Origin of the sequence: Bartonella sp. MU37NMGALS (assembly GCF_042194015.1) — a bacterium.
Lineage (GTDB): Bacteria > Pseudomonadota > Alphaproteobacteria > Rhizobiales > Rhizobiaceae > Bartonella > Bartonella grahamii.
Genome location: NZ_JBHIML010000004.1, coordinates 1 through 11,785 on the forward strand (window position 1 = coordinate 1; position 11,785 = coordinate 11,785).

Genomic DNA, 11,785 nt, shown 5'->3' on the forward strand with positions numbered 1-11,785 from the left:
AAGTTTGAGACGTTAAATTATGCTATTGAGGATGTTCGCAAGGAAGCAAGACAAGCTGCAGCGATTGGTTTGGCTGTCTCTAACTTACGTTACTATGATATACCAGGATCTTTAAGTGTTTCATTTGGTAGTGGTTTATGGCGTAGTCAATCCGCATTTGCTATTGGGGCTGGTTATACATCTGAAGATGGAAATATTCGCTCGAATGTATCTATTACGAGTGCTGGAGGTCACTGGGGGATAGGTGCTGGAATTACTCTGAGGTTGAGATGATAATAGAAAAAATGGCTGTTATTGTAAAAAAGAGAAGTATGTTAGTAAAGGTTTTGTTTGCTCTTGCCTTAATAGGCAAGAGCGAAAGCTTTGCTAATGAGAACAATAATATTTATACAGTGCATCCACCGCACTTATCGATACCTAAGGGAGAACCTGGTGAAACACGTCGAATTATTATGCAGTTTTATGACTGGACTTTGATTTGTGACGAAAAACAAAAGCTTAAACATAAGCAAGGTATATGTAATGTGACACAGACTGTTCATGATCAAGAAGGAAATACCATTTTTAGTTGGTCTCTTGTGTCTACGACAAGTGGTCAAGCAGTGATGCTTTTTCGGACATTGCCAAATTCTGATATAAATGTTCCGATTCAAATGTTTGTAAAAGGTGTTAAAAAACCTGTTCTTATTCATTATACGCAATGCAATGAAACTGTTTGTTTGGCACAATCGCCTGTAGGGCCGGTTTTGACTAAACAAATAGAGCAGGACAATAAAGTACGTATTTCCTATAAAATTAAAGAAGGAAAGGTATTTTCTTTTACTGTACCATTTAAAGGATTAAATGCGGCACTTAATTCTTTACGTCCTTAGAATCCATCGAGTATTTTTAACAAGATTCATTTTTCATAAATTGTTGTATTATATTTTTGAGTGTAAATTATAAGGCCAAATAAGTAAGAATTTTTATATAATATGATATAGAGGTAATTTATTGGAAAGAGAGAGAGTTTTATGAATATAAAGTCACAATAAGTTCTTTGTATGTAATAGAAATTCAAGTTAGTAATTTCCATAAAGCTTAAAGAGTGATTTCGTTAGTTATTAAAAGTAAAAAAGATTAGCAATACTCGATTTAAAATAATTAAAAAGATAGCTTCCTTACAATAAAATTCTTTTTTAAAGCTTTAAATGGATTTTTAGAGCGATCTGATTAAGCATTAATATTTTTTAGATAAATTTATAATCCTAGAGAATTTTTTGAACGATAGTTTTAATTGGTATTCACAAAATAACAGCTATTGTAATTGCATTTTGTAGTACTACGGAGCTTTTATTCCAGCATAATCAAAGCCATTTCATTGTATACAACAAACGAGGCTCGTGTGTGGATAACGAGATTGAAAAAAAGAAAAATTTTTTTATAAACCGTACTAATGTATAGGTTGTTGTGACCTTAAGAGTCAGCAAATAGTATTGTTATAATAGAGGTGTGCTCCGTGTAAATGGTATAAAGAAAAGAGCAAAATTTATAAAAATTGATGCGAACGTAAACGATTAATTTATAGTTTTAAGTACATAAAGAGAAGCATGATTTTACGGAAACAATCAAAAGATTATACAAAAATCTGAATGATGCTAGTGTAGAAAATTTTAATGATAGGCAAAGAAAGAATGATTTTTTGTATTTATCATTTGATTTTGCATTATTGCTTTATTTAGGAATGAGTAGAAGAGTTTTCGCGTTTATTTATTGGGGGGAACGCTCAAGGGATAAAAGAAATGACCCCGTTAAATTATAGTTCAAAAGAGTTAAAGCGAGGAGAAATATACGATACCAAAGCAGATCAGTTGTATGATCAGGGCGGTAGTAATACAAATAATCGTTCTGCATTGTTACGAACAGAGGCATACTCTGTCTTTGTTGATATAAAGAGACAACAGAGAAAAAAACATTATGAACAGAAACAGGCTTTTGTTCAATCTGAGACAGCTTTTGAGTTTCATAGTCAGATAATGATAGGTGCTCAAAAAACAAAAAAACTCAAAGCGCCTTTTCTTCGACGGTTCCCTCCAGTAAAATCTCCACCTCTTTATGCGGCACTCGATCTCGGAACGAATAATTGTCGTCTTCTTATCGCATCTCCCAGTAAACCTGGATATTTTCGTGTTGTTGATGCTTTTTCTCGTATTGTAAGATTGGGAGAAGGTTTAATAAATAACGGTTTTCTTAATACACGAGCTATGGATCGTGCGATTGAAGCATTAAAGATTTGTCATTTAAAGCTAAAACAAAGGCATATTAAGTGTTATCGCTTGATTGCAACAGAAGCTTGTCGTTCTGCAGAAAATGGTAGACATTTTATTCAGCGTGTTTTGGAGGAGACAGGTCTTGAATTGGAAATTGTTGATCGGCAAACAGAAGCGCGTTTTGCTGTTACAGGGTGTAGTACACTTGTTGAACCAAATACTGACGCAATTGTGCTTTTTGATATTGGAGGAGGATCATCAGAAATTGTGCTACTTGATGTTTCTCAAAAGCGTTCTTTTCGTTTAGCTAGACAAATTATCGCTTGGACTTCTCTTCCCGTTGGTGTTGTTACGCTTGCTGAACGTTTTGGAGGGAATGATATTAGCTTAGACGATTTTGAAAAAATGAAAAGCTATGTGCGAGGGTTGTTAAATAATTTTTCAGATCGTCATAAATTAGGAGAGTTAGCGCAAGGTTCGAAGTTTCATCTTTTGGGAACTTCTGGTACGGTTACGACTTTAGCAGGAATGTATCTTAATTTAGAGCGTTATGATAGGAAAAAAGTGGATGGCATTTGGATGAATGATGCAGACATTACACTTATGACACAACGCCTATTATCATGGGATATAGAAAAACGTGTCATAAGTCCTTTTATTGGGCGCGAGAGAGCAGATTTAGTTTTAGCTGGTTGTGCAATTTTAGATGTTATTCGGGAAGTTTGGCCAAGCCAGCGTTTAAGAGTTGCTGATCGTGGATTAAGGGAAGGAATTTTGATAGATCTGATGTTACGCGATGGGGTATGGTGTCGTCATAGAAAGAGCAGAGGTTCCAAGCGTTAGAGAATTAAATATGGAGACAATGAATAACGATGAAAAAAACAACAAAAACACCGAGAGGTGGCTATGGAGGTTCAGGGTCACATGAATTATATCAGCGCGTAAAAAAGAAAGCAGGAACCATTAAAGCTTCATCACGACGATGGTTAGAGAGGCATCTGAATGATCCTTATGTTCATCAATCAAAAGTAGATGGTTATCGTTCGCGTGCGGCTTATAAACTCATTGAAATTAATGAGCGTTATAGGTTTTTGAAAAAAGGTCAAAAGGTTATTGATCTAGGAGCAGCACCTGGGGGCTGGTGTCAGGTGGCTGAGCGTATAGTAGGGTCAAGTGATGAAGATCCTAGCGTTGTTGGTATTGATTATTTACATGTTGATCCATTGCCTAGAGTTGCCATGTTGGAAATGGATTTTTTGCATACAGATGCACCGCAGAAATTAATTGAAACTTTAGGGACCAAACCGGATGTGGTTCTTTCTGATATGGCAGCACCAACAACAGGTCATCGTCAGACGGATCATTTAAGAACGATTTATTTATGTGAAGTTGCGGCTGATTTTGCTCTTTCGGTTCTTAAGCCTGGGGGACATTTTTTAGCAAAGGCTTTTCAAGGAGGAGCAGAAAACACTCTTCTCACGATATTGAAACAGCATTTTAAAAAAGTTTATCATGTTAAACCACCCGCAAGCCGATCAGAATCAGTAGAGCTTTATCTTCTAGCACTTGAATTTAAGGGAAAAACAAAAATACAAGAATAGCGCCTTCTTTTAAGAAGACTTAACTTCACTTAACCTATTTAGATGTGATGATTTTTTTCTCAAAGAGTTATCGGCGATATTGACAGTTTTTTTGTTATCAATGATGAAAAACTGGTAAAACTAATGTATTGCCTATAGAGGTAGAGAGATTGATTCCTCAGTGAGTGCTTCCAATGAAATTTCTTGATCAAGCTAAAGTTTATATTCGTTCTGGTAATGGAGGTTCTGGAGCAGTATCATTTCGTCGTGAAAAATTCATAGAATTTGGGGGACCTGATGGGGGGAATGGAGGACGGGGTGGTGATGTTTGGGCTCTTGTTGTTGATGGGCTTAACACGCTGATTGATTATCGCTACCAACAGCATTTTAAAGCAAAAACAGGGGGGCATGGCAAGGGTCGTAATATGACGGGTGAAAAGGGTGATGATGTCATCCTTAAAGTTCCGGTTGGGACGCAAATTTTTGAAGAAGATAATACAACGTTAATCTGTGATTTAACAGAAGTGGGACAGCGCTATCGTCTTGCAAAAGGAGGGAATGGCGGTTTTGGGAATCTTCATTTTACAACATCGACAAATCGGGCACCGCGTCGTGCAAATCCAGGTTTGGCTGGAGAAGAGCGTGCAGTATGGCTTCGTTTGAAGTTAATTGCTGATGCTGGGCTTGTTGGTTTACCTAATGCTGGAAAATCAACTTTTTTAGCTTCTGTAACGGCTGCAAAACCAAAAGTTGCAGATTATCCTTTTACCACTCTACATCCTCATCTTGGTGTTGTACGTATTGATGGTCGTGAATTTGTTTTGGCTGATATTCCAGGATTAATTGAAGGAGCGCATGAAGGTGTGGGAATTGGAGATCGTTTTTTAGGACATGTGGAACGTTGTCGCGTACTGCTTCATCTAATTTCTTCTCAAGAAGAAGATGTAGCAAAAGCATATCAAATTGTGCGTCATGAACTTGAGGCATATGGAAATAATCTAAGTGATAAGATTGAAATTGTCGCTTTAAGCCAGATAGATACTCTGACAATTGAAGAGCGTAAAACGAAACAGGAAGCTTTGCAAAGAGCAGCGGATCAACCTGTTATGATGTTTTCTGCGGTTAGCCGCGAAGGTTTAGAAAATGTGCTGCGTGCTGGTGCACATATTATTGAAATGTCATGCAAAGAGGAGATTAGTGGGGATAGCAAGGTTGATTGAGATGGCTTTTGGATCGCAAAAACTTACACACTATAAACGTATTGTGGTCAAGATTGGATCTGCCCTTTTGGTTGATCCTCAGACAGGTTTACGGGTTGAATGGCTTAAAAGCTTAATCAGTGATGTTGTTGAATTGCACAAAAAAGGCGTAGAGATATTGTTGGTGTCTTCAGGCGCTATTGCTTTAGGAAGGACATTGCTACAGCTTCCTAAGGGGGCTTTGAAATTGGAAGAAAGTCAGGCATGTGCTGCTTTGGGGCAAATTGAGTTAGCAAAAACCTATGGTGATGCCCTTGCTCAACATGGGCTCAAAACAGGCCAAATTTTGCTCACTTTATTTGATACGGAAGAGCGAAGGCGTTATCTCAATGCACGTGCGACGATTAATGTGCTTTTACGTTTTAGAGCAGTACCTGTTATTAATGAGAATGATACTGTTGCGACAAATGAAATTCGTTATGGTGATAATGATCGTTTAGCTGCACGTGTGGCAACAATGATGGGGGCAGATCTTTTAATACTTTTATCTGATATTGATGGTCTTTATACAAAGTCTCCCCATAGTGATCCAACGGCTGAATTTATACCTTTTGTTGCATCCATTACGCATGATATCGAAAAAATGGCAGATGTTGCTGTTTCAGAGTTTTCACGGGGAGGAATGAAGACCAAGCTTGATGCTGGAAAGATAGCTAATGCTGCTGGGACGGCGATGATTATTACCTCAGGCAAGCGTATGAATCCTCTTGCTGCAATTGACGAAGGTGAACGCAAGAGTTTTTTTGCGGCTGGTGAGAAATCTGTTAGTGCTTGGAAAACATGGATTTCTGGTCATTTAGATCCATCTGGTGTTTTGACGATTGATCAAGGAGCCATTAAGGCTCTTGAATCAGGAAAATCATTATTAGCTGCAGGGGTTATTGCCGTTGAGGGAAATTTCCATCGTGGGGATACGGTTGCAATTGTTGATACAAATGGGGTTGAGATTGCGCGTGGACTTGTAAGCTATGGCAAAGATGAGGCTGTACGCATTATAGGATGTAAAAGCGAAGAAATTGAATCTATTCTTGGGTATGAGGCGCGCTCTGCTATGGTGCATCGTAATGATATGATTTTACGTTGCTTGACCAATTCTGTTTAAAAAAGTTACTTTTGTTTTTATTGTTTTGGCAGAGTGGATGATACGATGACTTTAGAAGAACAAATGAAAGATATGGGACAAAAAGCACGTTATGCCGCTGCAGCGTTGGCTGTTGCTTCTTCTGAGCAAAAGAATAATGCATTGGAAATGATCGCTTTAAGTCTAGAGGCTCAATCAGATGAAATTTTACGAGCGAATTGTCAAGATTTAGAGAATGCTGCTCAGAATAATTTGAAAGCTGCAATGATTGATCGGCTAAAATTAGATGACTTGCGTTTACGTGCAATGATAGACAGTGTTCGCCAAGTTGCTCGTTTATCTGATCCTGTTGGACAGGTCATGAGTGCGTGGAAACGTCCAAATGGGCTTCATATAAGTCGTGTACGAACACCTCTTGGTGTGGTTGGTATTATTTATGAAAGTCGTCCAAATGTTACAGTTGATGCGAGTTCTTTGTGCTTAAAAGCAGGTAATGCTGCGATTTTGCGCGGGGGTTCGGATAGCTTTCATTCTTCTCATGCCCTTCATTTAGCTTTGGTACAAGGTTTAGAACGCTCTGGTTTACCTAAAGATGCTATCCAAATGGTTGGAACGACAGATCGCGCTGCCGTTGGGGAAATGCTCAAAGGATTGGATGGAGCGATTGATGTGATCGTACCACGTGGTGGAAAGAGCCTTGTTGCCCGTGTTCAGTCTGATGCACGTGTTCCAATTTTTGCTCATCTGGAGGGACTTTGTCATATTTATATTGATAAATCGGCAAATTTAGATATGGCACGCAATATTGTTTTAAATGCAAAGTTGCGGCGGACAGGGATATGCGGTGCTGTTGAGACAGTTCTCATTGACAGCCAAGCATTAAAAAAATTTCTTCCTGTTTTAACTGCTTTACAGGAAAAGGGGTGTGAAATTCGTGCCACAGAAGATATTGTTTTTCTTATGCCAGATGTCAAATTAGCTTCTGAAGAAGATTGGTCGCATGAATATCTTGATGCTATTCTTTCTGTTAAAACGGTTGAGGGTGTTGAGGGAGCCATTTCTCATATCAAGCGTTATTCATCAGGACATACGGAATCGATTATTGCTGAGGATTTGGAAGTGGTAAAGAAATTTTTTAATCATTTAGATTCAGCTATTTTGCTGCACAATGCGTCCACACAATTTGCTGATGGAGGTGAATTTGGTTTTGGAATGGAAATTGGTATCGCAACAGGAAAAATGCATGCACGTGGCCCGATAGGTGTTGAACAGCTAACTTCATTTCAATATCATGTTAAAGGAAATGGTCAGGTTAGAGCTTGAGAACACCATTTTTTCCATGGAAAAATTGTATGCCACATGTTGAAAGATCCAATGTTGTGGGTCTTTTTGGTGGTTCCTTTAATCCACCGCATGCGGGGCATCTTCTTGTTGCAAAAATTGCCATTCGGCGTTTGCATCTTGATCAGTTATGGTGGATGATCACTCCAGGAAATCCTTTAAAGGATTGTACACAGTTGCTCTCTTTAGAGGAGAGAATGCAATTAAGTTTTAAACTTATTGACCACCCGAAAATTCGCTTAACAGGTTTTGAACAGGCTATAGGGAGTAAAGTATCAGTAGATACAATTTTTCATATTCTTACCCATTATAGTGACGTAAATTTCGTATGGATTATGGGGGCAGATAGTTTTACGACGATACATCATTGGTATCGATGGCATGATATCGTTTCTATGCTCCCTATTGCGATTATTGATCGTCCTTTAGGCAACCAGTCGGCACTTTCTTGCCCTATGGCACATATTTATCGCCGTTTTCGTTTGGATGAGAGAGAAAGTAAGCGATTACCTTTTATCAAGCCACCAGTTTGGACTTATTTGCATGGACCTTTATCTTTTCAATCTTCAACAAAGCTGCGTTTGAAAAAAAATGATTTTTCTTGAACATTTCATAAGATTCTGCTTCTCTTTAGAGAAATCTCTTTTTAGATTCCGCAACGATAAGAAAGGATATTAATCTGAAAAATATTGTACACAAACACTCTTACGATAGTATGCTTTCAAAAGAAAAAAAAGTTTTTTCTGTTAGTGAGAGTCTTGAAGTTATTCTCAAGAGTTTAGAAGATATAAAAGCAGAAGATATTGTTGCTATTGATATTCGAGGAAAGTCATCTTTGGCTGATTATATGGTCATAGCTTCAGCAAATTCGCAGCGTCATGTATCTTCTGTTGCTGATCATTTATTACATACTTGGAAAAATAGTGGGCAGGGGCTTGCGCGTGTAGAAGGGCTTGCTGGAGGTGATTGGGTATTGGTTGATACAGGTGATATTATCATTCATCTTTTTCGGCCAGAAATTCGTCTTTTTTATAATTTAGAAAAAATATGGATGACTCCGGATTTAAACGATACAGCTTTTCTTCTCTTCGGAGATCATTAAAATGCAAATTTCTATTTTTGCGGTTGGCCGTATGAAAAGTGGGGCGGAGCAAAAATTAGTTCAGCATTATTTGGATCGTTTTTCTAAAATTTCTGGAGTCGCAGGCTTTCATTTAAAAAAGTTACAAGAGATACCAGAAAGCCGTGTTCAAACAGCGTGTCAACGTATGGAGGAAGAGGGGAGAAAACTTATTGAATTTTTACCTGAAAAATGTCGATTAATTGTGTTAGATGAGCGTGGAGAATCGATTTCTTCAACTTCTTTTTCTGAAAAATTGAGGTGTTATCGTGATGAGGGCATTCGAGATGTCGTCATTGCTTTGGGAGGACCTGATGGGCATAATGAACAAATAAGGAAGCGTGCTGATTTTCTTTTATCTTTTGGTTTGATGACTTGGCCACATCAAATTGCACGTATTCTGCTTACAGAACAACTTTACCGAGCTGTAACAATTGAAAATAATCACCCGTATCATCGTTTTTAATATTTTTGTGCAATTTTTAGCACTTATTTATATGTTTATTAATATTGTTTTAGCTGACACCATTTAAAGCATCTCTAATGTATACGATGAGGTGTCATGGTTGGGCAAATGAAAAAGCTTCTTCATAGAAAGATGCTATATTTATATGGGGAGTACGTGATATTTGTCATTTTGCTCTTGAGTATGTTTTTTTGCTCCCCTGTATCGCATGCGGAAGATACCATGGGAAGTACGGAAGTACATAAAGAATTAGGAGAAATTCGCCAAAATATTTCACTTTCGCGTGAGCGTGTTGCTTTTCTTACGCATCAAGTTGAGCATTTAAAAAAAGATCAACGTGTTTTGAGTGATGCACTCATAAAGGCGGCTAAAGAAGAACGTACAGTAGCAGATGATATTGCTAAAAGGGAAGAAAAGCTTAAAAAAATGATAGAAAAGCGGGTACAAGTCTATCAAAGTTTAAAAAATCGTCGCGCTGAATTTGCGGAAGTTCTTGCAATTTTAGAACGTATGGGATTGAATCCACCTCCTGCTCTTATGATACAGCCAGAGGATGCGTTGGCTTCTATACGTAGTTCTGTTTTATTAGGGACTGTTATTCCTCAGATGCAGGAGAAAACACGAGATTTAACAGAAAAACTCAAGGAGTTGACCAATTTGAGTAATTCCATTACTACGGAATATAAGGCATTAAAGATAAAGCTGCAAAATCAAGCAGAGCAACGAAAACGTCTAGAGCTTTTATTAGACAAAAAAAACAAACTACAAAAAAAATCAGAAAAAGAACTTACAGAACAGCAACAAAAAAATATTGCTCTTGCTAAAAAAGCGCAGTCTTTGGAAGAATTGATTTTAGAGCTCGACCGACAGTCAAAACTTAGCTCTGGTGCATCAGTACAGGTACGGAAGAGTTTGCAATTGTTAGAACAGTCCAATTTTGAAAGCCGAAAAGGTTCTTTACTTTTTCCTGTTTCAGGAAAAAGAATACATCGCTCTAACAAAAGTTCGCATATTACGCGCTTTGGTGAAACGATAGAAACAGAGTCAGGAGCTGTTGTTATATCACCTGTGGATGCTTTTGTTGCTTTTGCTGGGCCATTTCGTTCTTACGGACACTTAATCATTCTCAATGTTGGAAATGGTTATCATATCATTCTTACTGGAATGTCGAGAATTAATGTAAAACAGGGGCAGTTTGTTCTTTCAGGTGAGCCTCTGGGTATAATGGAGATGCAATTTATTTCAAACAGTGTTGCATTGGATATAGGAAAAACTTTTCCAATGCTTTACATTGAGTTTAGAAAGCAGGGAAAACCTGTAAATCCAACTCCTTGGTGGCAGACTGAAAAAATAAGAAGGAGCCAAAATGATTCGTAAAGTTATTCTTTTGGTCGCTGGGGTATTGCTCGGCGCCTGTTCAATGATTATGGTGCAGTCTGTTGCTGCAAATAATGAAGATAATGCATATAAAAAGCTAGCTATATTTGGCGATGTTTTTGAGCGCGTGCGTATGCAATACGTTACAGTTCCAGATGATAAAAAGCTCATTGAAAATGCTATCAATGGCATGCTCACATCACTGGACCCTCATTCATCTTATTTGAATGCTGAAGAAGCCAAGGATATGCGGGATTCTACGAAAGGAGAGTTCGGAGGTCTTGGTATTGAGGTCACTATGGAAAAAAACTTAATTAAAGTTGTTTCACCAATGGATGATACTCCCGCTTCAAAAGCAGGTATTCTAGCAGGAGACCTTATTTCAAAAATTGATGATGTACAAACAAATGGTCAAACATTGAATGAAGCCGTTAATAAGATGCGAGGTGCTCCTGGAACACCAATTACCTTAACAATTATTCGTTCTGGCGTTGATAAGCCATTTGAAGTGAAGATTGTTCGTGATATTATCAAAGTAAAAGCGGTGAAATATCGGGTTGAGGGTGACATTGGATATTTAAGAGTTATCCAGTTTTCTGAGCAGACATTGAATAATCTTCTGGCAGCAATTAAAGATATCCAATCTAAAATTCCTGAAGATAAGCTAAAAGGTTACGTCCTTGATTTGCGGCTTAATCCGGGTGGGCTTTTAGATCAAGCTGTTAGTGTTTCGAGTGCTTTTCTCAATAAAGGTGAAATTGTGTCGACTCGTGGGCGCAAAAAGAGTGATGTGACAAGATTTGATGCGAAGCCAGGTGATGTTATCAATGGAAAACCGCTCATTGTCCTTATTAATGGTGGTTCGGCAAGTGCTTCTGAAATTGTTGCGGGTGCATTACAAGATCATCGTCGTGCAACAATTTTAGGGACGCAGTCTTTTGGTAAAGGGTCCGTTCAAACAATTATTCCTTTGGGTGAAAATGGAGCTTTACGCTTAACAACGGCACTTTATTACACGCCATCAGGCACTTCTATTCAAGGGACAGGGATCACGCCTGATATTATTGTAGAGCAACCACTCCCTGAAAAATATAAGGGTTATGATGTAAAAGTTGGAGAATCTGCATTAAAAGGACATATCAAAGGAAAAAGAGAGAGTAGTAAAGGATCTGGTTCAGCTGCTTTTGTTCCCAAAGATCCTAAAGATGATATTCAATTGAATGAAGCTTATAAATTGTTACGAGGTGAAATGGCAAATGCAGCATTTCCACCAGATCCCAATAAGGATGTGTTAAAGTGAGAATTGATATCT

The 11,785-nt window shown here is 38.0% G+C and carries 12 protein-coding genes; all 12 read left to right on the plus strand.

Annotated features, from left to right (window positions below):
• A partial coding sequence (locus tag ACFIJP_RS03490) for a YadA-like family protein (RefSeq protein WP_375625561.1) occupies nucleotides 1–273 on the plus strand: 273 nt, incomplete at its 5' end.
• Nucleotides 270–872, plus strand: a complete 603-nt coding sequence (locus tag ACFIJP_RS03495; protein WP_375625562.1) for an invasion associated locus B family protein — start codon at nucleotides 270–272, stop codon at nucleotides 870–872. The genes ACFIJP_RS03490 and ACFIJP_RS03495, both read left to right, overlap by 4 nt.
• A 909-nt stretch (nucleotides 873–1,781) precedes the next feature.
• Nucleotides 1,782–3,092 carry a Ppx/GppA phosphatase family protein gene (locus tag ACFIJP_RS03500; RefSeq protein WP_375625563.1) on the plus strand — a complete coding sequence of 437 codons (1,311 nt, stop codon included), beginning with the start codon at nucleotides 1,782–1,784 and terminating at the stop codon, nucleotides 3,090–3,092.
• Between the two features lie 29 nt (nucleotides 3,093–3,121).
• Nucleotides 3,122–3,850: an RlmE family RNA methyltransferase gene (locus ACFIJP_RS03505; RefSeq protein ID WP_273790641.1), complete on the plus strand. Its 729-nt coding sequence runs from the start codon at nucleotides 3,122–3,124 to the stop codon at nucleotides 3,848–3,850.
• A gap of 173 nt (nucleotides 3,851–4,023) precedes the next feature.
• Nucleotides 4,024–5,049: a GTPase ObgE gene (gene obgE, locus ACFIJP_RS03510; RefSeq protein WP_375625564.1), complete on the plus strand. Its 1,026-nt coding sequence runs from the start codon at nucleotides 4,024–4,026 to the stop codon at nucleotides 5,047–5,049.
• A 1-nt stretch (nucleotide 5,050) separates the two neighbouring features.
• Entirely contained in the window at nucleotides 5,051–6,190 is a 1,140-nt protein-coding gene (gene proB / locus ACFIJP_RS03515; protein WP_375625565.1) for a glutamate 5-kinase, read from the plus strand.
• 45 nt (nucleotides 6,191–6,235) lie between these two features.
• On the plus strand, nucleotides 6,236–7,492 hold the full coding sequence (locus tag ACFIJP_RS03520; RefSeq protein WP_375625566.1) for a glutamate-5-semialdehyde dehydrogenase: 1,257 nt from the start codon (nucleotides 6,236–6,238) through the stop codon (nucleotides 7,490–7,492).
• A 29-nt stretch (nucleotides 7,493–7,521) separates the two neighbouring features.
• Nucleotides 7,522–8,115 (plus strand): nicotinate-nucleotide adenylyltransferase, encoded by a 594-nt coding sequence (locus ACFIJP_RS03525; RefSeq protein ID WP_375625567.1) that lies wholly within the window; start codon nucleotides 7,522–7,524, stop codon nucleotides 8,113–8,115.
• Between the two features lie 110 nt (nucleotides 8,116–8,225).
• On the plus strand, nucleotides 8,226–8,612 hold the full coding sequence (gene rsfS / locus ACFIJP_RS03530) for a ribosome silencing factor (RefSeq protein ID WP_375625568.1): 387 nt from the start codon (nucleotides 8,226–8,228) through the stop codon (nucleotides 8,610–8,612).
• Nucleotide 8,613: 1 nt separating this feature from the next.
• Nucleotides 8,614–9,096, plus strand: coding sequence for a 23S rRNA (pseudouridine(1915)-N(3))-methyltransferase RlmH (gene rlmH / locus ACFIJP_RS03535; RefSeq protein WP_375625569.1), 483 nt, complete (start codon nucleotides 8,614–8,616; stop codon nucleotides 9,094–9,096).
• A gap of 96 nt (nucleotides 9,097–9,192) precedes the next feature.
• Complete coding sequence (locus ACFIJP_RS03540) at nucleotides 9,193–10,473, plus strand: murein hydrolase activator EnvC family protein (protein WP_375625570.1); 1,281 nt, start codon at nucleotides 9,193–9,195, stop codon at nucleotides 10,471–10,473.
• A complete protein-coding gene (locus ACFIJP_RS03545; protein ID WP_375625571.1) occupies nucleotides 10,463–11,773 on the plus strand; it encodes a S41 family peptidase in 1,311 nt (436 codons plus the stop codon). Before ACFIJP_RS03540 ends, ACFIJP_RS03545 begins: the two co-directional genes overlap by 11 nt.
• The last annotated feature ends 12 nt before the right edge of the window (nucleotides 11,774–11,785 follow it).

What these genes read in the sequence shown, in the direction of transcription:
- ACFIJP_RS03495 (WP_375625562.1), top strand. Translation starts at nt 270, where the DNA reads ATGATAATAGAAAAAATGGCTGTTATTGTAAAAAAGAGAAGTATGTTA.
- ACFIJP_RS03500 (WP_375625563.1), top strand. Translation starts at nt 1,782, where the DNA reads ATGACCCCGTTAAATTATAGTTCAAAAGAGTTAAAGCGAGGAGAAATA.
- ACFIJP_RS03505 (WP_273790641.1), top strand. Translation starts at nt 3,122, where the DNA reads ATGAAAAAAACAACAAAAACACCGAGAGGTGGCTATGGAGGTTCAGGG.
- obgE (WP_375625564.1), top strand. Translation starts at nt 4,024, where the DNA reads ATGAAATTTCTTGATCAAGCTAAAGTTTATATTCGTTCTGGTAATGGA.
- proB (WP_375625565.1), top strand. Translation starts at nt 5,051, where the DNA reads ATGGCTTTTGGATCGCAAAAACTTACACACTATAAACGTATTGTGGTC.
- ACFIJP_RS03520 (WP_375625566.1), top strand. Translation starts at nt 6,236, where the DNA reads ATGACTTTAGAAGAACAAATGAAAGATATGGGACAAAAAGCACGTTAT.
- ACFIJP_RS03525 (WP_375625567.1), top strand. Translation starts at nt 7,522, where the DNA reads ATGCCACATGTTGAAAGATCCAATGTTGTGGGTCTTTTTGGTGGTTCC.
- rsfS (WP_375625568.1), top strand. Translation starts at nt 8,226, where the DNA reads ATGCTTTCAAAAGAAAAAAAAGTTTTTTCTGTTAGTGAGAGTCTTGAA.
- rlmH (WP_375625569.1), top strand. Translation starts at nt 8,614, where the DNA reads ATGCAAATTTCTATTTTTGCGGTTGGCCGTATGAAAAGTGGGGCGGAG.
- ACFIJP_RS03540 (WP_375625570.1), top strand. Translation starts at nt 9,193, where the DNA reads ATGGTTGGGCAAATGAAAAAGCTTCTTCATAGAAAGATGCTATATTTA.
- ACFIJP_RS03545 (WP_375625571.1), top strand. Translation starts at nt 10,463, where the DNA reads ATGATTCGTAAAGTTATTCTTTTGGTCGCTGGGGTATTGCTCGGCGCC.